Annotated in this window: 20 protein-coding genes; 7 read left to right on the top strand and 13 right to left on the bottom strand. The window is 70.5% G+C overall.

Translation table 11 applies throughout. From position 1 onward, the window contains the following. Position 1 precedes the first annotated feature (1 nt). Positions 2 to 856 (top strand): transglutaminase-like domain-containing protein, encoded by an 855-nt coding sequence (locus IE316_RS24185; RefSeq protein ID WP_190206568.1) that lies wholly within the window; start codon positions 2 to 4, stop codon positions 854 to 856. 102 nt (positions 857 to 958) lie between these two features. On the opposite strand, the gene IE316_RS24180 is transcribed toward IE316_RS24185, so the two are convergent. The 4 genes from IE316_RS24180 to IE316_RS24165 form a co-directional block, all read right to left on the bottom strand. Beyond that, entirely contained in the window at positions 959 to 3166 is a 2208-nt protein-coding gene (locus tag IE316_RS24180) for a hypothetical protein (protein ID WP_190206567.1), read from the bottom strand. Positions 3167 to 3322: 156 nt separating this feature from the next. After that, positions 3323 to 3745, bottom strand: coding sequence for a DUF6113 family protein (locus tag IE316_RS24175; RefSeq protein ID WP_190206566.1), 423 nt, complete (start codon positions 3743 to 3745; stop codon positions 3323 to 3325). After that, positions 3742 to 4605 (bottom strand): N-acetyl-1-D-myo-inositol-2-amino-2-deoxy-alpha-D-glucopyranoside deacetylase, encoded by an 864-nt coding sequence (gene mshB, locus IE316_RS24170; protein WP_190206565.1) that lies wholly within the window; start codon positions 4603 to 4605, stop codon positions 3742 to 3744. Before mshB ends, IE316_RS24175 begins: the two co-directional genes overlap by 4 nt. Positions 4606 to 4669: 64 nt before the next feature. After that, positions 4670 to 4864: a hypothetical protein gene (locus tag IE316_RS24165; RefSeq protein WP_190206564.1), complete on the bottom strand. Its 195-nt coding sequence runs from the start codon at positions 4862 to 4864 to the stop codon at positions 4670 to 4672. Positions 4865 to 5054: 190 nt separating this feature from the next. On the opposite strand from IE316_RS24165, the gene IE316_RS24160 reads away from it, so the two are divergent. Next, the gene (locus tag IE316_RS24160; protein ID WP_190206563.1) at positions 5055 to 7208 is read left to right on the top strand and encodes a S9 family peptidase; all 2154 of its coding nucleotides are present in this window, start codon (positions 5055 to 5057) and stop codon (positions 7206 to 7208) included. Between the two features lie 164 nt (positions 7209 to 7372). Here IE316_RS24160 and IE316_RS24155 read toward each other — a convergent pair whose 3' ends face one another. Genes IE316_RS24155 through IE316_RS24135 form a run of 5 tightly spaced genes read right to left on the bottom strand, consistent with a single transcriptional unit; the run spans position 7373 to position 12936 of the window. After that, a complete protein-coding gene (locus IE316_RS24155) occupies positions 7373 to 8431 on the bottom strand; it encodes an ABC transporter ATP-binding protein (RefSeq protein WP_190206562.1) in 1059 nt (352 codons plus the stop codon). Beyond that, positions 8424 to 9398 carry an ABC transporter ATP-binding protein gene (locus IE316_RS24150; protein WP_190206561.1) on the bottom strand — a complete coding sequence of 325 codons (975 nt, stop codon included), beginning with the start codon at positions 9396 to 9398 and terminating at the stop codon, positions 8424 to 8426. The genes IE316_RS24155 and IE316_RS24150 overlap by 8 nt, the downstream gene beginning before the upstream one ends. Before the next feature lie 9 nt (positions 9399 to 9407). Then, a complete protein-coding gene (locus IE316_RS24145) occupies positions 9408 to 10382 on the bottom strand; it encodes an ABC transporter permease (protein WP_190206560.1) in 975 nt (324 codons plus the stop codon). Then, complete coding sequence (locus IE316_RS24140; RefSeq protein WP_190206559.1) at positions 10375 to 11298, bottom strand: ABC transporter permease; 924 nt, start codon at positions 11296 to 11298, stop codon at positions 10375 to 10377. Before IE316_RS24140 ends, IE316_RS24145 begins: the two co-directional genes overlap by 8 nt. A gap of 6 nt (positions 11299 to 11304) precedes the next feature. Further along, positions 11305 to 12936, bottom strand: coding sequence for a peptide ABC transporter substrate-binding protein (locus IE316_RS24135; protein WP_190206558.1), 1632 nt, complete (start codon positions 12934 to 12936; stop codon positions 11305 to 11307). A gap of 500 nt (positions 12937 to 13436) precedes the next feature. Between IE316_RS24135 and IE316_RS24130 the strand changes: the two genes are divergently transcribed. The 5 genes from IE316_RS24130 to IE316_RS24110 all read left to right on the top strand — a co-directional run bounded on the left by IE316_RS24130 (position 13437) and on the right by IE316_RS24110 (position 19496). Then, entirely contained in the window at positions 13437 to 14426 is a 990-nt protein-coding gene (locus tag IE316_RS24130) for an ABC transporter permease (RefSeq protein WP_373311281.1), read from the top strand. Positions 14427 to 14508: 82 nt separating this feature from the next. Beyond that, entirely contained in the window at positions 14509 to 16263 is a 1755-nt protein-coding gene (locus tag IE316_RS24125; protein WP_190206556.1) for an ABC transporter substrate-binding protein, read from the top strand. Positions 16264 to 16362: 99 nt separating this feature from the next. Beyond that, on the top strand, positions 16363 to 17343 hold the full coding sequence (locus tag IE316_RS24120) for an ABC transporter permease (RefSeq protein ID WP_190206555.1): 981 nt from the start codon (positions 16363 to 16365) through the stop codon (positions 17341 to 17343). A gap of 45 nt (positions 17344 to 17388) precedes the next feature. Next, positions 17389 to 18426, top strand: a complete 1038-nt coding sequence (locus tag IE316_RS24115; protein ID WP_190206554.1) for an ABC transporter ATP-binding protein — start codon at positions 17389 to 17391, stop codon at positions 18424 to 18426. A 26-nt stretch (positions 18427 to 18452) separates the two neighbouring features. Beyond that, a complete protein-coding gene (locus IE316_RS24110) occupies positions 18453 to 19496 on the top strand; it encodes an ABC transporter ATP-binding protein (RefSeq protein WP_190206553.1) in 1044 nt (347 codons plus the stop codon). A 133-nt stretch (positions 19497 to 19629) separates the two neighbouring features. Here IE316_RS24110 and IE316_RS24105 read toward each other — a convergent pair whose 3' ends face one another. From IE316_RS24105 to IE316_RS24090, 4 genes are all read right to left on the bottom strand, one after another. Next, positions 19630 to 20751, bottom strand: a complete 1122-nt coding sequence (locus IE316_RS24105) for an ABC transporter ATP-binding protein (RefSeq protein WP_190206552.1) — start codon at positions 20749 to 20751, stop codon at positions 19630 to 19632. A 10-nt stretch (positions 20752 to 20761) separates the two neighbouring features. Beyond that, positions 20762 to 21823: an ABC transporter ATP-binding protein gene (locus IE316_RS24100; RefSeq protein WP_190206551.1), complete on the bottom strand. Its 1062-nt coding sequence runs from the start codon at positions 21821 to 21823 to the stop codon at positions 20762 to 20764. 14 nt (positions 21824 to 21837) lie between these two features. Next, the gene (locus IE316_RS24095; RefSeq protein WP_190206550.1) at positions 21838 to 22815 is read right to left on the bottom strand and encodes an ABC transporter permease; all 978 of its coding nucleotides are present in this window, start codon (positions 22813 to 22815) and stop codon (positions 21838 to 21840) included. Positions 22816 to 22915: 100 nt separating this feature from the next. Continuing rightward, entirely contained in the window at positions 22916 to 24709 is a 1794-nt protein-coding gene (locus IE316_RS24090) for an ABC transporter substrate-binding protein (RefSeq protein WP_190206549.1), read from the bottom strand. Positions 24710 to 24734 lie beyond the last annotated feature (25 nt).

Raw genomic sequence — 24734 nt, 5'->3', positions numbered from 1 at the left:
CATGTGTTCCCCCTGTCCCCCGCCGCCCGGGCGCGCCGCCGAGGTGCGGCGCCGGTTCGCCGAGGAGGCCCGCTCCGGGCGGCCCGATCTGGCCGCGCTGTGCCTGCTGATGGGCGCGGCGGCGGACGGGAGCCTGGACGACGCGGGCATCGACGCGGCGCAGGCCGAACTGGACCGGCTCGCCGGGCAGGTGCCGTACCGGCCGGGCGGGGCGCGGGACTGGGCGGTGGCGCTGCGGGAGGTGCTCGGCGACCGGGCCGGGTTCCACGGCACCGCCGCGGACTACCGGCGACTGGAGTCGTCGCTGCTGCACCGGGTGCTGGCGCGGCGGCGCGGCCTGCCGATCCTGCTGTCGGTGGTGTGGATGGAGGTGGCCCGGCGGGCCGGGGGCCCGGTGTACGGGGTGGCGCTGCCGGGGCACTTCGTGGTCGGGTTCGGGTCCGGTGCCGCCGAACGGGTGCTGGTGGACCCGTTCGACGGGGGGCGGGTGCTGACCGGGGCGGACGCGGAGCTGCTGGTGGCGGGGGCCACGGGGGCGCCGCTGGACGCGCCCCTGCCGGCGCCGGCCGATCCGCTGGACGTGGTGCTGCGGATGCTCAACAACGTCCGGGCCTGGGCGGCGGCGCGGCCGGAGCGGTCGGACGTGGCGCTGTGGGCGCTGGAGCTGTCGCTGCTGCTGCCGTCGCATCCGGCGAGGCTGCGGTACGAGCGGGCGCGGCTGCTGGTGCAGCGGGGCGACTTCGTCGCGGGCGCGGTGGAACTGGAGGCGTACGCGGAGGTGGTGTCGGCGGTGGACGCGGCGGCGGCGGAGCGGGTGCGCCGGGAGGCGTTCGCGGCGCGGGCGCTGCTGAACTGACCGCGGGCGCCGGCGAACTGACAGGGGCGGCCGGGTGGGCGGGCGCCCGGCCCCTGGAGGGTCCCGTGCGGGGACGCCTTCAGGGGGCCGGCCGGTGGTGGGTCAGCTCGGGTCGGTGTCGATGGTCGCGACCCGGTTCGTGGTGCTGGTCAGGGCCTGGCGCAGGGCGCCGTAGACGTCCTGGGGGGTGACGGGGGTCTTCTCGCCGTTGGCGCGGGCGATGGTGACGCCGTCGAACGTCTGCCCGTACAGCTCCTCCAGGGCGTCCAGGTCCGGCTTGTCGACCAGCTTGCCGCCGACGGCCGTCACCCGGAGGAACTTCCACAGCGACTTCTGCGGGCTCATCAGGATCGTGTGCGCCGCGTCGGTCTGCACGGTCACGGGGGCCGACATCGCCGGTTCGGCGAACTCCTTCATCATCCGGTCGACCTCGGCCTTGGTGACCTCCGGCTGCCGGGCGGTGGTCGGCAGGTTCACCGTGCCGGCCGCGCCGGTCTCGACCTGGCCGCGGTACGCCTCCTCCACCTCGTCGGTGGACCTGGCCACGTCGATGCCCTTGCCCGCCTTCGGGTACACGGGCACCGCCCGGCCGGACTCGAACCTGATCCCGCCCTCGGTCATCGAGCCGGAGCCGCCGGAGGCGTCCTGGAGGGCCGCGTGCAGCTTCTCCTCGTCGACCGGCATGACCGGGTCGACGACGCGGTGGTTGCCGAAGAGGGAGCCGATCACGGAGACCGGGTTGTAGTCGCTCCTGGCCGCCGCCGCGACGGTCGCCTGGGTGTCGAACTGGAGCCCCGCCTGGTCCGGCTTGAGCGCGACGCTGTCGCCGCCCACCGAGAGCTTCAGCGGCTTGTTGACCCGGCCCTCGAAGGCGGTGTCGAGCTTCTCCACGGCGTCGTCCCGGGTGCTGCCGCCGATGTCGACGCCGAGCACGGTGGTGCCCTTGGGCACGTCGGAGTGGTTCATCAGCAGACCCGCGCCGTAGGCGAGGCCGCCGACCAGGACCAGGCCGCCGACGAGCAGGGGGAGCTTGCTCCGGCCCTTGCGCTTGACCGGCTTGGCGGCGCTCGCCGGGGGCGGCGTGGCGGGGCCGGGGAGCTTCGGGGGCGTCGGGGCGAGCGGGCCGCCGGTGGCGGGGCCGGCCTGGAACGGCGTGTTCCGGTCGGCCGGTACGACGGGGATGCCGCTGGTGACGGTGTTCCCGGAGACGTTGTCCGGGGTGCCGTAGGCGATCCCGCCGGGCGGCTCGGGGACCTGCTGCTGCGGGGTGAGGATCGCGGTGTCGTCGCTCAGGCCGCCGCTCGGGGGCGGGGTCAGCCGTCCGGTGCCGGTGGCCGGGCCGCCGGTGGGGCCGGCCGGACCGGTGGACCCGGTGGGGGCCTGGGGGCCGGCGTACGCGCCGTTCGGGGCCGCCGGTCCGGGCTCGGTGAAGTACGGCAGGTCGTCGTGGCGCGGCTCGGGGCCGCCGACGCCGTTGCCGGTGTCGGTCGTGCCGTTGCCGGTGCCGCTGGTGCCGTTGCCGGTGCCGTTGCCGCCCAGCGGGCCGGCGGACAGGGCCTCGGTCACGTCGAAGGAGCCGGTGCCGCCGCCGTGCCCGGGGGCCACGGGTCCGCCGGTCGCGCCGGGGAGACCGGCGCCGTTGGTGCCGCCGGGCCGGGAGCCGCCCGGCATGTTCATGGAGCCGACGACGCCACCGGGCCGCCCGCCACCGGACCGCGTCCCGGCCGCACCGGGCGTACCAGGCGCACCGGACACACCAGGGGTACCGGGAGCACCAGGGGTACCGGGCGCACCAGGAGTACCGGGAGCACCAAGCGCACCAGACGCACCAGATGCACCGGCAGCCCCCGCCGGGCCCGAAGCCCCGCCCGGGGCCGTCCCGTTCGCGGCCCCGGAGGTGCCGCCCTTGGCCGGGGCGGACCGGCGCGGCGCGAACCAGTCGCTGGTCGGCTTCTCCTCCGCCGGCCGGGGCGGCGGCGCGGGCTCGGCCGGTGTCTCGGCGCCGCCCGTGGGCGTGCCGCCGCCGGGCGCGGGGGTCTCGGGCTCCGGGTCGCCCGTGCCGCCCTCCCCTTCGCCGACCGGCTTGCGCACCACCACGGGCGGGATGGGCCGGGACCCGGGGATGTTGATCCGGATCCGGGTGGTCAGCGTCGTCTCGGTCTTGCGGTCCTCCGGCCGGGTGGCCGAACGGCCCCCGTCCGTACCGGTGTCGGAGCCCGTCGGCGTCCCGTAGGGCGGGGTGCCCGACGGGTAAGCGGCTCCACCGCGTCCGTGGGGTCCGGAGGACGGACTGTCAGTTTCACGACTCAAGGCAGGTTCTCCCGGTTGGCTCCGCCGCCCGTCACACCTGAAAGCGGGCGGCTCGGCGGCGCGCACCACCATACTGGCCACTTCTGACGCTTATCCGCCGGCCGCTGAGGAAACCCTCCTCGGTCCCGTCCGCCCGCGCCAGGGCGGAGCGGTACGTCACGCGCCACGTCGGACGGCGTCGTCACCCGGCCGCCGCACCGGCGCGAGGGTGGCGCACATCACAGCCACGGCGATGCCGCCCAGCAGGAAGAGGTACGAGCCGCTTCCCGCGGCGAAGAAGAAGTCGCCCTCGGGGCGGCTGGTGGTGAGCAGCACCACGACGAGGGCCCAGCCCGCGGCGGGCGCGACGGCGGCGCCCCGGCGGCCGACGGCCCGCGCGGCGCCCAGGCAGAGCCCGGCCTCGGCGGCGAGGGCGAGCAGCAGCCCGCCGGGGAACCAGCCGGGCTGCACCAGCGCCCCGGCCACGCCGGTGACGGCGCCGAGGACGAGGAGGGCGAGGTACAGGGCGGCCAGGCCGGCGGAGGGCGGCCGGAACGGCTGGGCGAGCGCCGGGGGCCGCGTGGTGCCGCGGTCGCTCACGACGCCTCCTCGATCCCGGCGAACAGGTCGGTGGCGCGGGCGGCGGGGGCGGGGGCGCCCACCAGTTCGTAGTACTCGGTGGTGAACAGCGGCTGGGCGAGGTGGTTGGAGAGTGCGAAGTACGGCTCGGCGACCTCGATCTGGGTGGCGTGGGCCCGCATCGCGGCGGCCTTGGCGGCGGCGTACGGGGTGCCGTCGGCGGTGATCTCCACGGCGATCCGCTCGTCGTCGACGACGCCGGGGAGGTCGTCCACGGTGGCGGCCTCGGGGAAGGGCAGGCCGGGCAGGTCCTGGTCGAGGCGGGCGAAGGCGGCGGCGGCCACCGGGCGCGGGAGGCGGTTCCAGTAGGTCCGGGCGATGGGGCAGCCGGCCTCGGCGGCGAGTGCGGCGGCGCGGGTGGCGACCCGGTGCGCCTGGATGTGGTCGGGGTGGCCGTAGCCGCCGTCCGGGTCGTAGGTGACCAGGACCTGCGGGCGCACCTCGCGGATCACGTCGAGCAGCAGGGCGGCGGCCTCGTCCACGTCGGCCTGCCAGAAGCAGCCCGGGTCGTCGTTGTCGGCCAGGCCCATCATCCCGGAGTCGGCGAACCGGCCGGGTCCGCCGAGCAGCCGTACGTCGTCGACGCCGAGCGCGCTCATCGCGGCCCGCAGCTCGCCCAGGCGGTGCTGCCCGAGGGCGGCCCCGCCGAGGTGCGCGAGGCCGGGCGGGATGACCTCGCCGCGTTCGCCCAGGGTGCAGGTCACCAGCGTCACCTGGGCGCCCTCGGCCGCGTATCTGGCCATGGTGGCGCCGTTGTTGATCGACTCGTCGTCCGGGTGCGCGTGCACCAGCAGCAGACGCCGGGTGGGCTGTTCCGTCATGGTCCCCACCCTACGAGGCCCCGTCCGCTCCCCCGGAACCCGCCGCGACCCGGGACGACGTCCGTCAGAAGCTGATGCTGCCGATCATGCCCGCGATGTTGGACGTCAGCTCGCTGATCGTGGGCGCGATCGTCGACGAAGCGAGATAGAAGCCGAGCAGCATGCAGACGATGGCATGGCCCGCCTTCAGCCCTGACTTCTTGATCAGCAGGAAGACGATGATCGCCAGCAGCACCACCGCCGAAATCGAGAGTGCCACGGCGGCTCACCTCCAAATAGCCCGGGGACAACGGGGGGGTCTGACGCGGTCAAAACCTTGGGGCATATGAAATCCACACAGCGAGCAGCAGGTTGATACCCACTATGCGCTAGTGATCATAACTATCCGTACGCGCGCATCGATCGGCGCACAGCCGCACAAGGGGGCGCATGGCCAATATGGTCAGGGCATGACGACCGAGGCTGACTCCTTCCCCAAACGGCACGCCCGCACCCAGCGGTTCACGCTCGGCGCGCCGCGTTCGTTCACCGTGGCGCCCGACGGTTCCCGTGTCGTGTTCCTGCGTTCCGCCTCCGGCACCGACCGGGCGAACGCGCTGCTGGTGCTGGACTTGGCGGACTGCACGGAGCGCGTGGCGGCCGACCCGCGCGCCCTGCTGGGCGGTGCCGAGGAGCACCTGCCGCCCGAGGAGCGGGCCCGGCGCGAGCGCAGCCGCGAGGGCGGCGCCGGCATCGTCGGCTATGCCACCGACGCGGCCGTGGAGTTGGCGTCTTTCGCCTTGTCAGGGCGGCTTTTCACGGCCGAGCTGCGGGCCGGTACGACGCGTGAACTTCCCGTCGCCGGGCCGGTGGTCGACCCGCGCCCCTCCCCCGACGGACGGCATGTGGCGTACGTGGCGGGGGGCGCCCTGCGGGTGGTGGGCGCGGCGGGCGAGGACGACCGGGCGCTGGCCGAGCCGGAGGCGGAGGGGGTCTCGTACGGGCTGGCGGAGTTCATCGCCGCCGAGGAGATGGGGCGCGACCGGGGGTTCTGGTGGGCCCCGGAGTCGGACCGGCTGCTGGTGGCGCGGGTGGACGACACGCCGGTACGGCGGTGGTGGATCGCCGATCCGGCCCATCCCGAGCGTGACCCACACCACGTCGCCTTTCCGGCGGCGGGGACCGCCAACGCGGAGGTCCGGCTGTTCGTGGCCGGCCTGGACGGCTCCCGCACGGAGGTCGGCTGGGACCGCGAGCGGTACCCGTATCTCGCGCGAGTGCACTGGTCAGCGGCGGGTGCGCCGCTGCTGCTGGTGCAGACGCGGGACCAGCGCGGCCAGGTGTTCCTGGCGGTGGACCCGGAGTCCGGCGGGACCCGGATGGTGCACGCCGATGAAGATCGAACTTGGCTGGAACTTTTCCCCGGGGTGCCCTGCTGGTCCCCCTCCGGACGGCTCGTCCGGATCGCCGACGAGGGGGGCGCACGGGTCCTGGCGGTGGGAGAACGCCCGCTGACCGGCGCGCAGTTGCACATCCGCGCGGTGCTGGACGTCGGCGACCAGGACGTGCTGGTCTCGGCGTCCGCGGGCGAGGAGGCGGCCGATCCGGAGATCGGCGAGGTGCATGTGTACCGGGTCAGCGAGCTGGGCGTGGAGCGCGTCTCGCAGGAGCCCGGCGTGCACTCGGCGGTGCGCGCCGGGGGCGTGACCGTACTGGTGTCGGCCACGCCGGACCGGCCGGGTGCGCGCGCCCGGGTGCTGCGGGAGGGCGACCGGAGGGAGACGGGGGCGCCCCCGGCCGGAGGCCGGAGGACGGTGGCGGTCATCGCCTCGTACGCCGAGGACCCCAAGCTGTCCCCGAGGGTGAGCTTCACCATGGGGGGCGCACGGCGGATTCCGTGCGCCGTGCTTATGCCAACGGACTACCACGGTGACACCCTCCTCCCCGTGCTGATGGACCCGTACGGCGGTCCGCACGGCCAGCGGGTGCTCGCCGCGCACAACGCCCACCTCACCTCGCAGTGGTTCGCCGACCAGGGCTTCGCGGTGATCGTCGCCGACGGCCGGGGCACACCGGGCCGGTCGCCCGCCTGGGAGAAGGCCGTCAAGGACGACATCGCCGCGGTCGTGGTGCAGGACCAGGTGGACGCGCTGCACGCGCTCGCCGCCGAGTTCCCGCTGGACCTGGGCCGGGTCGCCGTCCGGGGCTGGTCCTTCGGCGGCTATCTGGCCGCCCTCGCCGCGCTGCGCCGCCCGGACGTCTTCCACGCGGCGGTGGTGGGCGCCCCGGTGACCGACCTGCGCCTGTACGACACCCACTACCAGGAACGGTACGTCGGCCACCCGGACGAGCGGCCCGAGGTGTACCGCCGCAACTCGGTGATCGACGACGAGGGGCTCGTGGACGCGGCCGAGCCGCACCGGCCCATGATGATCATCCATGGGCTGGCCGACGACAATGTGGTCGTCGCCCACTCCCTGCGGCTCTCCTCCGCCCTGCTGGCCGCCGGCCGGCCGCACGAGGTGCTCCCCCTGTCCGGGGTCACCCATATGACCCCGCAGGAGACGGTCGCGGAGAACCTGCTGCGCCTCCAGGTCGACTTCCTCAAGCGCTCCCTGGCGTAGCCTCCCCGGCCCGCTCGTCCCGGTCCGCCCGCAAAGCGGTTCAAACGCGGACGAACGTCGTTAACACACCGGCAACTCCGCGGAAGCGATACCGATATACGGACGCGACAGGCTGTGCCAGGTACGGCCGTGCGGGTGCCGTAAGCGGGCCGGGGTGCGCCATGTCACCCCGGCCCGCCGCCGTGTCCGCCGGACCCCTCGGCCGGCACGACCCGCTTCTCCTCGGCGAAGTGACAGGCCGAGTCGTGCGCCGCGGGCCCGCCCTCGTCCCGGAAGGCCGCGGGCACCGCCAGCGCCGGCACCTCCAGGGCGCAGCGCTCCCGCGCCTTCCAGCAGCGGGTGCGGAACCGGCACCCGGAGGGGATGTTGGTCGGCGAGGGCACGTCCCCGGCGAGGATGATCCGCTCCCGGTCCTCGCGGGCCTCGGGGTCGGGGACGGGGACGGCGGAGAGCAGCGCCTGGGTGTAGGGGTGGGTGGGGTGGTCGTAGATCTCGGTGTCGGTGCCGGTCTCCACGATGCGGCCGAGGTACATCACCCCGACCCGGTCGGAGATGTGCCGCACGATCGACAGGTCGTGGGCGATGAAGACGTAGGAGAGGTCGAACTCCTTCTGGAGCCGGTCGAGCAGGTTGATGACCTGGGCCTGCACCGAGACGTCCAGGGCGGAGACGGGCTCGTCCGCGACGATGATCTCGGGGCGCAGGGCGAGGCCGCGGGCGATGCCGATGCGCTGGCGCTGGCCGCCGGAGAACTGGTGGGGGTAGCGGTTGAGGTACTCGGGGTTGAGGCCGACCACGTCGAGCAGCTCCCGCACCCGGCGGCGCCGGTCGCCCTTGGGGGCCGCCTCGGGGTGGATGTCGTACGCCTCGCCGATGATGTCGCCCACGGTCATGCGGGGGTTGAGGGAGGTGTAGGGGTCCTGGAAGACCATCTGGATGTTGCGGCGGACCGCTTTGAGGGCCTTGCCGGACAGGCGGGTGATGTCCTCGCCCTTGTAGCGGATCTCGCCGGCGGTGGGCCGCTCCAGGTTGACCAGCATCTTGGCGACCGTGGACTTGCCGCAGCCCGACTCGCCCACGATGCCGAGGGTCTCGCCGCGGTCGAGGTGGAAGTCCACGCCGTCGACGGCCTTGACCGCGCCGATCTGCTTCCTGAGGAGGATGCCGCGGGTGAGGGGGTAGTGCTTGACCAGGCCGCGCACTTCGAGGATCGGCTCAGGCATCGAGGCACTCCCTGAAGAAGTGGCAGGCGCTGCCCCGCCGCGGCGAGACCTCGTACAGCGGGGGGACGTCGGTGCGGCAGACGTCCCTGGCCATCGGGCAGCGCGGGTGGAAGGGGCAGCCGGACGGGATGCGGGTGAGGTTGGGCGGCAGGCCCTTGATGGCGTACAGCTCCCGGCCCTTGTGGTCCAGGCGCGGGATGGATTCCAGCAGGCCCCGGGTGTACGGGTGGGCGGGCGCCTGGTAGATGTCGTGGACGGGGGCGGTCTCCACGATCCGGCCCGCGTACATCACCGCGATCCGGTCGGCGACATCGGCGACCACGCCGAGGTCGTGGGTGATCAGGATCAGACCCATGCGCAACTCCCGCTGGAGTTCCGCGAGCAGCTCCATGACCTGGGCCTGGACGGTGACGTCGAGGGCGGTGGTCGGCTCGTCGGCGATGATCAGTTTCGGCTCCAGGGCCATCGCCATGGCGATCATGATGCGCTGGCGCATCCCGCCGGAGAACTGGTGCGGGTACTGCTTCACCCGCTCCCGGGCGCCCGGAATGCGCACCCGGTCCATCAGCTCCACCGCCCTGGCGCGGGCGTCCTTCCTGGACATGCCCCGGTGCACGGTGAACATCTCGCCGAGCTGGTCGCCGACGGTCAGCACCGGGTTGAGCGAGGACAGCGCGTCCTGGAAGATCATCGCCATCTCCGCGCCGCGCACCTTGCGGCGCTGCTCCTCCTTGAGTTTCAGCAGGTCGCGGCCCTCGAAGAGGACCTCGCCGCCGGTGATCCGGCCGGGCGGGGTGTCCAGGATGCCCATGACGGTCTGGGCGGTGACGGACTTGCCCGAGCCGGACTCGCCGAGCACGGCGAGGGTCTCGCCCGCGTCCACGCCGTAGGAGACACCGTTGACGGCCCGGGCGACGCCGTCCCGGGTGTGGAACTCCACGTGCAGGTCACGCACTTCGAGCAGCATGGCGGCGGCTCACCTCAGCTTCGGGTCGAGGGCGTCGCGCACCGCGTCGCCGAGCATGATGAACGCCAGGACGGTGACGGCCAGCGCACCGGAGGGCCAGAGCAGGGCGTGCGGGGCGTTGCGGATGTAGGGGGCGGCGGCGGAGATGTCGATGCCCCAGGAGACGCTGGGCGGCTTCAGGCCGACGCCGAGGAAGGACAGGGTCGCCTCCAGCGAGATGTAGGTGCCCAGCGCGATCGTGGCCACGACGATGACCGGGGCGACGGCGTTGGGGGTGATGTGCCGCAGCAGCAGCCGGGAGTTGGAGGCGCCCAGCGCCCGGGCGGCCTGCACGTAGTCGTGCTGCTTGGCGGTGATCACCGAACCGCGGGCGATCCGGGAGATCTGCGGCCAGCCGAGCAGCACGATGAACCCGATCACCGGCCAGACCGTGTTGCTGGTGATGACGGAGAGCAGGACCAGGCCGCCGAGGACCACCGGGATGGCGAAGAACACGTCGGTGATCCTCGACAGCACCGAGTCCCAGAAGCCGCCGAAGAACCCGGCGAGCCCGCCGAGCACGCTGCCCAGGACCGCCACCCCGAGCGTGGACAGCACACCGACCGCCACCGAGGTACGGGCGCCGTAGACGGTGCGGGTGTAGACGTCGCAGCCCTGGCCGTCGTAGCCGAAGGGGTGGCCGGGCCGGGAACCGTCCTGGGCCTTGGACAGTTCACATTGCAGGGGGTTGCCGGGAGCGATGAGGGACGGCCAGAGGGAGATGACGATCAGGAAGAGGATCACCAGCGCGGAGATCAGGAAGACGGGGTTGCGGCGCAGATCGTGCCAGGCGTCCGACCAGAGGCTGCGGGGCCGCTCCTGGGGGCCGGCCGGTTCCGGGCCCGCCGGGGTCAGGGTCGCCGCCTCGCTGGCGCCGAGGTCCATCTGACCGCCCATGCCGGTGCCGGCGACGGCGCGCTCCGGTTCGTACGGCTGCTCAGGCATAGCGGATCCTCGGGTCGAGTACGGCGTACAGCAGGTCGACGAGGAGGTTGGCGACGAGGAAGACCAGGACCAGGACGGTGACGAAGCCGACCACGGTCTGGGTGTTCTGGCGCAGAATGCCCTGGTAGAGCTGGTAGCCGACGCCGTGGATGTTGAAGATCCGCTCTGTCACGATCGCGCCGCCCATCAGCGCGCCCACGTCGGTGCCGATGAAGGTGACGACCGGGATGAGGGAGTTGCGCAGCAGATGCCGGGTGACCACCCGGCGGCGCGGCAGCCCCTTGGCGATGGCGGTGCGCACGTAGTCGGCGCGCCGGTTCTCCGCGATGGAGGTCCGGGTCAGACGGGTGACGTAGGCCAGCGAGACCGAGGCCAGCACCAGGCCGGGGACGATCAGCTCGTCCAGCGGGGCGTAGGAGGAGACCGACGGCCGGATCCACTCCCACTTCACGCCGAGCAGGAGCTGGAGCAGCAGCCCGGTGACGAAGGTGGGCACCGAGATGACGACCAGGGTGAGGACCAGCACGGCGGTGTCGACGGGCCGGCCGCGGCGCAGCCCGGTGATCACGCCGAGGGTGATGCCGATGACGATCTCGGCGACGATCGCCACCACGGTCAGCCGGACGGTGACCGGGAACGCCGTGCCCATCAGCTCGGTGACCGGCTGGCCGTTGAAGGCGGTGCCGAAGTCGCCGGTGAAGACGTTGCCCATGTAGGTCAGGTACTGCCGCCACACCGGCTGGTCGAGGCCGAACTCCCGTCTGAGCTGGGCGGCGGTGGCCGGGTCGCACTCCCGGTCGCCGCACAGCCCCGCGACCGGGTCGCCCATCACATTGACCATGAGGAAGATCAGCAGGGTGGCCCCGATGAACACCGGGATCATCTGGAGCAGGCGTCGGATCACATACCGGCCCACGGCGGCTCAGCTCACCTTGATCTCGTCGTACACCGGGACGCTGAACGGATTGAGCTTCACGCCGGAGAGCCGGTCCGAGTAGCCGGCGCTGCCGTTCTGGTACCAGAGCGGGATGGCGGCCATGTTGTCCCGGACGACCTGCTCGGCCTGCTGGAAGGTCTTGATCGCCCGGCCGGTGTCGGTCTCGGCGTTGGCCTTGTCGATCAGGTCGTCGAACTTCTTCTCCGACCACTTGCCGTCGTTGGAGGAGGCGTTGGTGTAGTAGAGCGGCTGGAGGAAGTTCTGGATGAGCGGGTAGTCCATCTGCCAGCCGGCCCGGAAGGGCCCGCTCATCTTCTTGTCGGTGATCTGGTTGCGGAAGTCGGCGAAGGTGCCGACGGGGTTGCCGACGCACGCCTTGTCGTTGCCCAGGGCGTTGTTGATGGAGTTGCAGACCGCGTCGACCCACTGCTTGTGGGAGCCGGTGTCCGAGTTGTACGTGATCTTGACCTGGCCGCCGGGGAGTCCGCCGCCGTCCCGGATCAGCTTCTTCGCCTCGTCGGGCTTGTACTCGCACGCCTCGCCGCACAGCCCGTCCTGGAAGCCGCCGTCCTCGCCGAGCACGGGTGAGGTCCAGTCGGTGGCCGGGGTGCGGGTCCTGTGGAAGATCGTCTCGGTGATCTGCTCGCGGTCGATCGCCATGGACAGGCCCTTGCGGACCTTTTCCGAGCCGCTCTTGTTCCAGTTCCGGTCGTAGTACGGGAAGGCGAGGGTCTGGATGATGCCGGCCGGGGTGTTGATGTACCGGTCGCCGAGGTCGTTCTTGACGTTCTTCAACTGGGCGGCGGGCACGTCGTCGACCAGGTCGAGGTTGCCGGCCATCAGGTCGGTGTAGGCGGTGTTGTTGTCGGTGTAGACCTTGAGGTCGACGCCCCCGTTGCGCGCCTTGTCCTCGCCCGGGTACTGCTCCCACTTGCGCAGGGACATCTGGGAGCCGCGGGCGTAGCTGTCGACCCGGTACGGGCCGTTGCCGACCGGCTTCTTCAGCCAGTTGCCGTGGTCGTCGAAGAAGGCGCGGGGCAGCGGGGCGTACGCGGGGTAGCCCAGGGTGTCGGGGAAGGTGGAGAACTTCTGGTTCAGCTTGACGGTGAAGGTGCGCGGTCCGGTGACCTTCAGCCCGGAGAGGGTGTCGGCGCTCTGCTTGCCGCCGTCCTCGGGGTGGGCCTTGTCGTAGCCGTCGATGTAGCTGAAGAAGTAGGCGTTGCGCTGGTTGTTCTTCAGGCTGGCGCCGTAGTTCCAGGCGTCCACGAAGGACCGGGCGGTGACCTTCTCGCCGTTGCTGAAGGTCCAGCCGTCCTTGACGGTGACGGTGAAGTTCTGCGAGTCGGAGGTCTCGATCTTCTCGGCGAGCATGTCCTTGGCCTCACCGGTCTCCGGGTCGTACCGCTTCAGGCCCCGGAAGATCATGTCGAGGACCTTGCCGCCCTGCACCTCGTTGGTGTTGGCCGGCTCCAGCGGGTTCTGCGGGTCGCCCCAGGAGGAGCTGAGCACCGCGCCGGCGTCACCGCCGCCCCCGTCACCGCCGCCTCCGCAGGCCGTCGCCGCCAGGACTACCGCCGCCGCGCCCGCGGCCCATCCGGCGTGCGTCGCTCCGCGCATGGGGTGCCTCCTCGTCCGCTGATCCCTTACCGGCCAATATCACGGCAAGAGGTGCAGGTCGCACACGCATGGGGTCCTTTGGAGGAACCCGCCAGTGGAATCAGCGGCTCCGCGGGGGCGCCGAAGCGGAGTCCGGCCGTCCATCGCGGACGATCACGGACGACCGCGATCCGGAGCGCAACAGATCATCGCGATCCGATACGGAACCGTTGGATTGTTACCCCAAGGTGTACACATTTCGACACCCTGGCGTCCGTATAACGAACGCCTTGCCGGAATAGTCCCGTTAGCCCGACTTAAGGCACAGAAGCATCACAGCGCGCTACACGCGTAGCTACGGAACCGTCAAGCAGAGGCAAAAAAGGTAAAGAGAAACTCAAGGCGACTTGGTTTTTATTGACCTTGAACGAATTGCGTTGAAAAAGTCCGCTCATCAGACCCTCCTCCGGGCCAGGAGCACCATGACCCCCCCAACTCCATCAGCGGCTGCCCCGCTCGAGGTGACCGACGAGAGCGCCCCCGCGTCGCCCGCGCCCGCCACCTCCCAGGGCAACGAGAGCCGCTCTCCCGGGCGCCTGGCCTGGACCCGCTTCAAGCGTGACAAGACGGGCGTCGTCTCCGCGGGCATCGTGATCTTCTTCTTCGTGATCGCGCTCGCGGCCCCCCTGATAGCCAAGCTCTACGGCAAGGACCCGTACACCACGTACGCCAGCCAGCGCCCGGAGCTGCTCAACGCCTTCTCGTACCCGGCCGGCCCCAACGGCGGGATGAGCTCGGAGTTCTGGTTCGGCATCGAGCCCCAGCTCGGCCGGGACGTGTTCACCTTCCTGCTCTACGGCATCCGCACCTCGCTGGGCATCGCCCTGGCGGCCACCCTGCTGACCTGCCTGGTGGGTGTGGTGGTCGGCATCACGGCGGGGTACCTCGGCGGCCGGACGGACTACTTCGTCGGGCGGGTCATCGACATCCTGCTGTCGTTCCCGTCGACCCTGTTCTTCATCGCCTTCATGCCGGTGGTCTACGGCCTGTTCGTCGCGGACGACGAAAACATCCCGACCTCGCTGCGGGCCGTCTCGCTCATCCTGGTGCTGGCGGTCTTCGGCTGGGCCTCCCTCGCCCGGCTGCTGCGCGGCCAGGTCCTCGGGCTGCGCGAGCGGGAGTTCGTGGAGGCGGCCAAGGTGACCGGCGCCTCCCCGTGGCGGATCGTCTTCAAGGAGCTGCTGCCCAATCTGTGGACGCCGATCATCATCCAGTCCACGCTGATGCTCCCGGCGTTCGTGACCGCCGAGGCGGGCCTGGCCTTCCTCGGGGTCGGCATCATCGACCCGACCCCGGACTGGGGCGTCATGATCCAGCGCGGCGCCCAGTTCTACACCGAGGACATCACCTTCATGCTCTTCCCGGGCCTGTCCATGGTGATCTTCGTCCTCGCCTTCAACCTCCTCGGCGACTCGGTGCGCGACGCCCTCGACCCGAAGTCCAAGCGCTGACCTTCCGCTCCTCCATCCGGCTCGTTCGACGCCGTCCGGCCGGCCGTCCCGTTCCCCTTTGCCCTCTTCTGGCAGGTGCCCTATGTCTTTCTCCCGTAGAAACTTCCTCATCGCCACCGGTGTGGTCGCGGCCTCGTCCTCGGTCCTGACCGCCTGCGGCGGCGGTGGCGGCGGCTCCGCGTCGGACACCCCCAAGGTGACCGGCTCCAAGACGATGGAGATCCCGGTCGGCACCAAGGCGGACTCCACCGGTCCGGCCCCCGAGGTCAAGGGCGCGGTCAAGGGCGGGACGATCTACTCGCTCGAGCAGTTCGACATGGACCACCTGGACCCGGCGCAGATCTACGTCTCCACCGAGGCCGCCATCACCGTGCCGATCATGCGCGGTCTGACCGGCTACAAGATCGACGACAAGGGCGGGGTCACCCTGGTCGGCGACGCGGCCACCGACCCGGGCACCGCCAAGGACGGCGGCAAGACGTGGGTCTTCACCCTGAAGGACGGGCTGAAGTGGGAGGACGGCTCCGACGTCACGATGGATGACGTCCGCCACACCTTCGAGCGCCTGTTCGCCTCGTTCATCACCGAGGGCCCGCGCTACGTCCAGCAGTGGCTGGTGGGCGGCGACAAGTACAAGGGCCCCTACGAGGGCAAGCACCTCGACTCCATCGAGATCGACGGCAAGACCATCACCTTCCGCCTCACCGAGGCCCGCGGCGACTTCAACTACACGCTCGCCATGCGCGGCTACTCCCTGGTGCCCGAGAAGCACGACACCAAGGAGAAGTACGACAAGCAGCCGTTCTCCTGCGGCCCGTACCGCATCGAGAGCCGCAGCGTGGGCAAGTCGATGACGTACGTGCGCAACGAGCACTGGGACCCGGCCACCGACCCGATCCGCAACGCCTACCCGGACAAGTTCGCCTTCTCCTACGGCTTCCAGCCGCTGGCGGCGACCGACCGCTACATCGCGGACAAGGGCAACGACCAGTACGCGGTGCCGATCTTCAACGAGGTCGCGGCCGAGCGCGTCGCCCAGGTGCTGACCGACGCCGAGCTGAAGAAGCGCGTGCTGACGGCGGTCGACACGGTCACCTACTACTGGCCGATCAACACCACCCGGATCACGGACGTCAAGGTCCGCCAGGCCATCAACTGTGCCTGGCCGCACCAGCAGCTCCAGACCATCCGCGGCGGCGCGTCCACCACCGAGATCGCCACCACGATCCTCAGCCCGGTCACCCCGGGTTACGAGAAGTTCGACCTGTACGGCACCACCAAGAAGCCCGGCGGCGACCCGGCCAAGGCCAAGGCGCTGCTGAAGGAGGCCGGCAAGCTCGGCCAGAAGCTGGTCATCGCCTACCAGCAGTCGGACAACTCGGTGAAGCAGGCCGTGGCGATCAAGAACGCCCTGGAGGAGGCCGGCTTCACGGTCGTCAACAAGCAGGTCGACAAGTCGACCTTCTACACCCAGATCGGCGACACCGACAACGGCTTCGACCTGTTCGCGGCCGGCTGGAGCCCGGACTGGCCGAACGGCTACTCGGTCTTCTACCCCTGCTGGAGCGGCAAGAACATCGGCAAGGGCCGCAGCAACTACGCCCAGTTGGACGACACCGGCGTCAACAAGGCGATCGACGCCGCCTCGGCGATCACCGACCCGGAGAAGGCCAACAAGGCGTGGGGCGCCATCGACCGCCAGATCATGGAGCTGGCCGCCGTCGTGCCCGACTACCACTCCATCCGCAACTGGATGTACGGCTCCAAGGTCGGCAACGTCGTCTACGACGCCGGCAACACCTGCGTCGCGCTCTGCAAGCTCTACGCCAAGAAGTAGCGCGCCCCCACGGGGGCGGCCGTCCCGCGACGGCCGCCCCCGTGGCCCACCCCCCTCCAACACCCCGGCGACGGCGCCCCGTCCGGAAAGTCACGCCCCATGCTCCGCTTCCTAGTCCGCCGAGTCTTTGGCGCGATGGTCATCCTGCTGATCATCAGCGCCGTCACCTTCTGGCTCTTCTACGCAGTTCCGCGTGACCCCGCGATGATGTCCTGCGGCAAGAACTGCACGCCGGAGAATCTGGAGCAGATCCGGAAGAACCTGGGCATCGACGAGTCGATCATCATGCAGTACTGGCACTGGCTCGCGGGCATCTTCACCGGACGCGACTACGGCGGGTACGGCTACTGCGACGCGCCCTGCCTCGGCTACTCGTTCGCCAACAACGAGCCGGTGTTCGGCACGATCATGAACCGGATGCCGCTGACCCTGTCGCTGGCCTTCGGCTCCGCCGCCTTCTTCCTGGTCATCGGCGTCGGCGCGGGCATGCTCGCGGCGCTGAAGCAGGGCAAGTTCCTGGACAAGTTCGCCAGCTCGGTGTCGCTGCTCGGCTCCTCGCTGCAGATCTACTTCGTCGGCTACATCGCGATGTTCTTCCTGGTCTCGCAGCTCGGCATCTTCAGCCAGCCGTCGTACACCCCGCTCACCGAGAACCCGGCCGCCTGGGTCTCCGGGCTGCTGCTGCCCTGGCTGGTGCTGTCCATCATCTTCACCGCCAACTACACCCGCATGACCCGCTCCCAGATGGTGGAGCAACTCAGCGAGGACTACGTCCGCACCGCCCGCGCCAAGGGGCTGTCCCGGGCCAACGTCTTCTTCCGGTTCGCCTGGCGCGGCGCGATGGGCCCGATCGTCACCCTCTTCGGCATCGACCTCGGCACCCTGATCGGCGGCGCCATCATCACCGAGTCCGTCTTCTCCCTCCAGGGCGTGGGGCGGCTCGCGGTGCAGGCCGTGGACCAGAGCGACCTGCCCATGCAGTTGGGGGTCACCGTCCTGGCGGCCGGCGCGATCGTCTTCTTCAACATCGTCGTCGACGCCGTCTACGCCCTCATCGACCCGCGGATCCGGCTCGCCTGACCTCCGCCCGCAGTCCCCACCCCCCGCATCATCTGGAGCGTCCCCGTGACGAGCACCGATCAGCAGCCCTTCCTCTCCGTCAAGGACCTCAGGGTCCACTTCTCCACCGAGGACGGCATCGTCAAGGCCGTCGACGGGCTCTCCTTCGACCTCGCCAAGGGCAGGACGCTCGGCATCGTGGGCGAGTCGGGTTCCGGCAAGTCCGTCACCAACCTGACCATCCTCGGCCTGCACGACCGGCGCAGCACCGCGATCGAGGGCGAGATCGTGCTCGACGGCAAGGACCTGCTCACCGCCTCCGAGCGGGAGCTGGAACGCCTGCGCGGCAACAAGATGTCCATGATCTTCCAGGACGCGCTGGCCTCGCTGTCGCCGTACCACACCGTCGGGCGGCAGATCGGGGAGACGTACCGCAAGCACACCGGGGCCTCGAAGAAGGAGGCCCGGGACCGGGCGGTGGAGATGCTGCGCCGGGTGGGGATCCCGCAGCCGGACGTGCGGGTGGACGACTACCCGCACCAGTTCTCCGGCGGTATGCGCCAGCGCGCGATGATTGCCATGGCGCTGGTCTGCGACCCGGAGCTGCTGATCGCGGACGAGCCGACCACCGCGCTGGACGTGACCGTGCAGGCGCAGATCATGGACCTGCTCAAGGACCTCCAGCAGGAGTTCGGCACGGCGATCATCTTCATCACCCACGACCTCGGCGTCATCGCCGACATCGCCGACGACGTGCTGGTGATGTACGGCGGCCGGTGCGTGGAGCGCGGCACCAAGGAGGAGGTGCTGCGCGACCCGCAGCACCCGTACACGCTGGGCCTGATGAGTTCCATGCCGAGCCTGGACGGCCCGGTCGACGTGCCGCTGTCGCCGATCCCGGGGTCGCCGCCCTCGCTGCTCAACCCGCCCTCGGGGTGCCGCTTCCACCCGCGGTGCGCCTTCGCGGAGCAGGTGCCGGGCGGGCGGTGCGCCACCGAGCGGCCGCTGCTGGAGGTGGTGGACGGACGCGGTTCGGCCTGCCACCTCACGCCGGCGCAGCGCCGGGAACTCTTCGCCGACTACGCCGGAACCCGGCACAACTGACGTACACGAGACGGGACTTCACCATCATGAGCAACGCGACACCGCTCCTGGACGTCAGCGGTCTGACCAAGCACTTCCCGATCAAGGGCGGCTTCCCGATCCCGCGTACGGTCGGTGCCGTGCGGGCCGTGGACGGGCTGGACTTCCAGGTCGGCGAGGGCGAGAGCCTGGGCCTGGTCGGCGAGTCGGGCTGCGGCAAGTCGACCACCGGACGGCTGATCACCCGGCTCCTGGAGCCGACCGGCGGCAAGGTGGCCTACCGGGGGCAGGACATCACCCACGCCGGCCGCAAGCAGCTCGCGCCGATCCGGTCCGAGATCCAGATGATCTTCCAGGACCCGTACGCGTCCCTCAACCCCCGGCAGACCGTCGGCAAGATCATCTCCGGGCCGATGGAGATCAACGGGATCAACCCGGCCGGCGGCCGGGAGAAGCGGGTCCGGGAACTGCTGGAGATCGTCGGCCTCAACCCCGAGCACTACAACCGCTTCCCGCACGAGTTCTCCGGCGGCCAGCGCCAGCGCATCGGCGTCGCCCGCGCGCTCTCCCTGGAGCCGAAGCTGATCGTCGCCGACGAGCCGGTCTCCGCGCTCGACGTCTCGATCCAGGCCCAGGTGGTCAACCTGCTCCAGAAGGTGCAGCAGGACCTCGGGATCGCCTTCGTCTTCATCGCCCACGACCTCGCCGTCGTGCGGCACTTCTCGCAGCGCGTCGCGGTGATGTACCTGGGTAAGATCATGGAGATCGCCGACCGCGACGACCTGTACGGCAACCCGCGCCACCCCTACACCCGGGCCCTGCTGTCCGCCGTCCCGGAGGCGACCGTGGACGACACGCCCCGGGAGCGCATCCGCCTCGTCGGTGACGTGCCGTCGCCGATCAACCCGCCGTCCGGCTGCCGGTTCCGCACCCGCTGCTGGAAGGCCACCGAGAAGTGCGCGACGGAGGTGCCCCCGCTGGTGCAGGTCGAAGGCAACCGGCCCGGCCACCTCACCGCATGCCACTACCCCGAGACGCCGGAGACCGTGCCCGGTCCCCGGCTCGCCAAGAACCCCGAGGCGGCGGCCTGACAACACCCCTTTTCCGTCGGCCGCCCCCTTGCGGAACGGACCTTCACCGGCCCATTGACCCGAGCCCATGAATGTCCGCTCCAGGGGAACGAGGGCCCGCGCCTCCCCCGGCGCGGGCCCTCCTTTCATGCCCTCAGCCCTGGTCGGTCTCCTCCAGCGCCGCCAGCGCCGGGTCCAGCACGATGTCCTCCCCGCGGTCCGTGATCGTCGGGTCCTCCGGGAAGTGACAGGCCGTCAGATGGCCCTCGCGGTTGCCCTCGATCCGGACCAGCGGGGGCACCTCCGTGGCGCACTTGTCCTGCGCCTTCCAGCAGCGGGTGCGGAACCGGCAGCCCGAGGGCGGCGAGATCGGCGAGGGCACGTCGCCGGCCAGCCGGATGCGCTCCCGGTTGCGTCCGGCGCCCTCGGTCAGCGTCACCTCGGGGACCGCGGACAGCAGGGCGTGGGTGTAGGGGTGCCGGGGGCGGGTGTAGATGGAGTCGCGGTCGCCGATCTCGATGATCTTGCCGAGGTACATCACCGCCACGCGCTGCGAGAAGTGCCGTACCACGGCCAGGTCGTGGGCGATGAACAGGAACGCGATGCCCAGTTCCCGCTGGACCTGCTGGAGCAGGTTGACCACCTGGGCCTGGATCGACACGTCGAGCGCGGAGACCGGCTCGTCGGCCACGATCAGCTTGGGGTCCAGGGCCAGGGCGCGGGCCACCCCGATGCGCTGGCGCTGGCCGCCGGAGAACTCGTGCGGGAAGCGGTTGTAGTGCTCGGGGTTGAGACCGACGATCTCCAGCAGCTCCCGGACCCGCTTCTCCCGGCCGCCGGCCGGGTCGATCCCGTTGATCTCCATCGGCCCGGAGATGATCTTGCCGACGGTCTGCCGGGGGTTGAGCGAGGAGTACGGGTCCTGGAAGATCATCTGGATCTCGGACCGCACCGGGGCGAGCTGCTTGCGCCGGGCGTGGGTGATGTCCCGCCCCCGGTAGCTGATCGTCCCGCCGGTCGGCTCCAGCAGCCGGGTGATCAGCCGCCCGGTGGTCGACTTGCCGCAGCCCGACTCCCCGACCAGCCCGAAGCTCTCGGCGACGCCGATGCTCAGGTCGATGCCGTCGACGGCCTGCACCTGGCCGACCGTCCGTTTGATCGGGAAGCCGCCCTTGACCGGGAAGTGCTTGGTCAGGCCGCTCACTTCGAGCAGGGGTTCCCGCTCGCGCTCCGCCGCGGTCCCGCGCGGGGCGGGGAGGACGAGGTCTTCCTTCATGTCTCCTCCTTCAGCCCAGCCGGGGCTTGATCTCTTCGGCGAAAATGGTCCGCTTCTGCTCGGCCGTGAGATGGCAGGCCGAGGAGCGGTCCGGACCGAGCAGCGGACGCTCGGTGACACAGCGGTCGCCCGCCACCCGGTCCCGGAAGGCGCACCGCGGATGGAAACGGCACCCCGAGGGCGGGCTGAGCAGCGAGGGCGGGGAGCCCGGGATCGGCGCCAGCGGGGCGCTGAGGTCGGAGTCCAGCCGGGGCATGGAGTTCAGCAGGCCCCAGGTGTACGGGTGCCGGGGCGCGCGGAGCACCTCGTCGACGGTGCCGCGCTCCACCGCGCTGCCCGCGTACATCACCATGATGTCGTCGGCCATGTCGGCGATGACGCCGAGGTCGTGGGTGATGAAGACGATCGCGGAGCCGAACTCCTGCTGGAGGTCCTTGAGCAGGTCCAGGATCTGGGCCTGGACGGTGACGTCGAGGGCGGTGGTCGGCTCGTCGGCGATCAGCAGGTCGGGGTCGCAGACCAGGGCCATGGCGATCATCGCGCGCTGGCGCATACCGCCGGAGAACTGGTGCGGGTAGTCCTTGGCGCGCTGCGCCGGGTTGGGGATGCCGACCTTGCCGAGCATCTCCACCGCCCGCGCCCAGCCCTCCTTCTTGGAGGCGCCGGTGTGCTTCATGAACGGCTCGGCGATCTGCCGGCCCACCGTGTAGTACGGCGACAGCGCGGTCAGCGGGTCCTGGAAGATCATGGCGACCTTGTTGCCGCGGAGCTTCTCCATCTCCTTCTCGGTGGCGGTGACGAGTTCCTTGCCGTCCAGGACGATCTCGCCGTCGATCGTGGTGGTGCGCGGGTTGTGCAGGCCCAGGATGGTCAGGTTGGTCACGGACTTGCCGGAGCCGGACTCGCCGACGATGCCCAGGGTCCGGCCGCGCTCGACGTCGAAGGAGAGACCGTCGACCGCCCGGACGACGCCGTCCTCCGTGGCGAACCGCACGCTCAGGTCCCGGACCGAGAGGAACCCCTCCGGCCCGGTCCCGGCCGGCGCGCCCTCGGTCTTGGTCACTGTGGTCACGGTGGTTCCTCTTCCTAGGAAAGCCGGACGCGCGGGTCGATCCAGGCGTACGCGATGTCGGTGAGGATGTTGAGGATCAGGATGGCGAAGGCGCCGACGAGCATGACGCCCATGGTCAGCGGCAGGTCCTTGTGCACCGCCCCGTCCACGGCGAGCCGCCCGATGCCCTGCAGGGAGAAGGTCAGCTCGGTGACGACCGCGCCGCCGAGCAGGCTGCTGAGGTCGATGCCGAGGATGGTGACGATGGGGATCAGGGAGCCGCGCCAGGCGTAGCGGAAGAAGACGTACCGCTGGGACATGCCCTTGGCCCGGGCGGTGCGCACATGGTCCTCGGCCAACTGCTCGATCAGCGAGGAGCGCGCCATACGGGTGTACTGGGCGGTGAAGATGGTGGCCATCACGACCATCGGGATGGAGAGCCCGACCAGCCAGCCGACCGGGTCCTCGGTCAGCGGCACGTACTTGGGGTCCTCCATGATGCCCGTGCCGTAGACGAAGATCATCAGGGCGATCGGGCCGAGGAAGTAGATCTGGAACGAGCTGAGCACCATGGAGGCGCCGGTGGCCACCTTGTCCACCGGCGAGCCGCGCCGGAAGGCGGCGAGCATCCCCGCCCCGAGCCCGAGCACCAGGAAGACGACCGTCGCGCCCACGGTCAGCGACAGGGTCAGCGGGAACCGGTCCTTGATGGTGTCCCACACCAGGTCGCTGGAGTAGAAGGACTGGCCCAGGCAGGGCGCCGGGCAGTGCTCCCCGGGGAAGTCACGGCCCACCACGATCCCGGACATGAAGTCCCAGAACTGCTGGGCGAGCGGCAGGTTCAGGCCGAGCGCCTCGCGGATGTCCTCCAGCCGCTGGGGTGAGCAGTCCTTGCCGCAGGACAGGGACGCGTAGTCGGACGGCGCGGCGACGAACAGGAAGAAGGTGGCGGCGCCGATCAGGAACAGGGTGACGGCGGCTCCGACCGTACGCCGGATGATGAACTGAAGCATGGCGGGTGGGCTGCTCTCTGCGGAGGTGGTCGGGGGAGGTAGCGGAACCCCGGGGGTGCGCTCCGCCTGGTGCGCACCCCCGCCAGTCAGCCGTGCGACGTCACGACTTCAGGAAGAGCTGGTTGACGTCGATGTAGCTGGACTCGGTGCTGTACCGCGCGCCGCCGATGTTCGAGCCGTAGAGCTGGAACTGCTTCGTGTACCACAGCGGGGCGGCCGGGTTGACCTTCTCCAGGATGTAGCGGTGGGCTTCCTTCCAGGTGGCCTCGGCCTCCTCGGGCTCCTGGACGAGTGCCTTCTTGATCAGCGCCTGGACCTTGGGGTCGTCGATGTGCGAGTAGTTCGGCGATCCGTCGGCGACCTGGTCACCGTCGTAGACCGGCGTGACGACCGTGGCCGGCGACGGCCAGTCCTGGCCCCAGCCGGTGATGTACACGTCGTACGGGTTGTCCAGCTTGCCGACCTGCTCGTAGAAGCTCGCCGCGTCGACCTCCTTGGAGACCACGTCGAAGCCGGCCTTGGTCAGCGCGTCCTCGACGGCCACCTTGTGCTTCTGGCCGGCCTCGTTGTTGCGGTAGGCGTGGACGATCTTCTTCTCGGCGGCCGGGACGTCCTTCAGCAGCTCCTTGGCCTTCGCCAGGTTGCCCGCGGGCGTCTTCAGCCGGCCGTACGGGTCGTAGCCGGCCTCGTAGCCCGGCAGGGTCGGGGCGAACAGGTTCGGGGCGACGTCACCGCCGTACGCGCCGCCCTCGCCGGCGATCAGCGACTTGGAGTTGACCGCGTAGGTGATGGCGTCGCGGACCTTCTTGTTCTTGACCCGGTCCAGGTTGAAGGTGAGCGTCATGACGTAGGGCTGGTAGCCCTTGATGGTGCGCTTGCTGACCGCCGGGTCGCCGACCACGTCCTGGATCTGGGTGGACTCCACCGCGCCGGTGAGCTGGATGGCGTTCTTGGAGGCGCCCTGGTCGGAGATGAGCCGCTTGGTCTGGGTGGACTCGGTGACACCGAAGTCGAAGTCGTACCCGTCCACGTACTGGTGGCGCACCGGGTCGGTCTTGGGGTCCCACTGGTCGTTCTTGACGAGTTTCAGGGACTTGCCGACCTTGTACTCCGCGATCTTGTACGGGCCGGTGGAGACGGGCGCCTTGTCGTACTTCTCCTTGGTGTCGGTCTCCTCCGGCACCACGGTGTAGCCCGGCATGGCCAGGGTCTGCGGCAGGTCGGGGCGGGCGGTGTCGAAGTGGAAGACGATCGTCTTCTCGTCGGGCGTGTCCAGCACCGAGGCCGGCAGGTGCTTGTCGCCGAAGCCGCCGTCGGGCAGCGCCTTGCGGTAGTCGGCGCCGCTCAGCCAGGTCTGCAGATAGGTCGGGCCGTCGAAGATGAACTTGGCGTACTGGCGCTCGATGGTGTGCCGTATGTCGGCGGACGTGATCGGGTTGCCGTTCTGGTCCTTCACCCCGTCCTTCAGCGTGAACGTCCAGGTCTTGCCGCCGTCGGAGGACTTGCCGGAGTCGGTGGCGAGGTCGCCGACGACCGAGACGTTGCCCTTGCCGTCCTCCTGGAAGTTGGTCAGCCCCCGGAACAGCAGGTTCGCCACCTGGCCGGCGTCGGAGACGTAGATCTGCCCCGGGTCCAGGTGGGTCAGGCCGGCTTCCTGATAGACCTGGATGGTGCCGCCGCTCCTGGCGCCCGGCACCTCCTCGGCCGGGCCGGTGGAGGCGGCGGCGTCCTCGTAGGCCACCGCCTTGGACTGGACCGCGGCCTCCTTCTGGTCCTTCTTGGAGTCCTTGCCGGAGTTGCCGCCCTTGTTCTCCGAGCATCCGGTGAGCACGAGCGAGCCTGCCGCGAGCGCGACCAGCGCGGCCCGCGCGCCGCGGGAGTTGAGCGTGTTCATGTGGTGATGCACCTGCCTGTCGGGA

The organism is Streptomyces fumanus (assembly GCF_014655295.1).
GTDB classification, from domain to species: Bacteria; Actinomycetota; Actinomycetes; order Streptomycetales; family Streptomycetaceae; genus Streptomyces; species Streptomyces fumanus.
Note: the sequence above shows the minus strand (reverse complement) of the source record. Positions and strands in the feature narration are given on the sequence as shown.

Excerpts from the sequence above, each read along its gene's own strand:
- IE316_RS24090 (WP_190206549.1), bottom strand. The coding sequence starts at position 24,709 with ATGAACACGCTCAACTCCCGCGGCGCGCGGGCCGCGCTGGTCGCGCTC.
- IE316_RS24095 (WP_190206550.1), bottom strand. The coding sequence starts at position 22,815 with ATGCTTCAGTTCATCATCCGGCGTACGGTCGGAGCCGCCGTCACCCTG.
- mshB (WP_190206565.1), bottom strand. The coding sequence starts at position 4,605 with ATGACGGAACAGCCCACCCGGCGTCTGCTGCTGGTGCACGCGCACCCG.
- IE316_RS24120 (WP_190206555.1), top strand. The coding sequence starts at position 16,363 with ATGCTCCGCTTCCTAGTCCGCCGAGTCTTTGGCGCGATGGTCATCCTG.
- IE316_RS24145 (WP_190206560.1), bottom strand. The coding sequence starts at position 10,382 with ATGCCTGAGCAGCCGTACGAACCGGAGCGCGCCGTCGCCGGCACCGGC.
- IE316_RS24155 (WP_190206562.1), bottom strand. The coding sequence starts at position 8,431 with ATGCCTGAGCCGATCCTCGAAGTGCGCGGCCTGGTCAAGCACTACCCC.
- IE316_RS24105 (WP_190206552.1), bottom strand. The coding sequence starts at position 20,751 with ATGAAGGAAGACCTCGTCCTCCCCGCCCCGCGCGGGACCGCGGCGGAG.
- IE316_RS24125 (WP_190206556.1), top strand. The coding sequence starts at position 14,509 with ATGTCTTTCTCCCGTAGAAACTTCCTCATCGCCACCGGTGTGGTCGCG.
- IE316_RS24150 (WP_190206561.1), bottom strand. The coding sequence starts at position 9,398 with ATGCTGCTCGAAGTGCGTGACCTGCACGTGGAGTTCCACACCCGGGAC.
- IE316_RS24135 (WP_190206558.1), bottom strand. The coding sequence starts at position 12,936 with ATGCGCGGAGCGACGCACGCCGGATGGGCCGCGGGCGCGGCGGCGGTA.
- IE316_RS24110 (WP_190206553.1), top strand. The coding sequence starts at position 18,453 with ATGAGCAACGCGACACCGCTCCTGGACGTCAGCGGTCTGACCAAGCAC.
- IE316_RS24185 (WP_190206568.1), top strand. The coding sequence starts at position 2 with ATGTGTTCCCCCTGTCCCCCGCCGCCCGGGCGCGCCGCCGAGGTGCGG.
- IE316_RS24160 (WP_190206563.1), top strand. The coding sequence starts at position 5,055 with ATGACGACCGAGGCTGACTCCTTCCCCAAACGGCACGCCCGCACCCAG.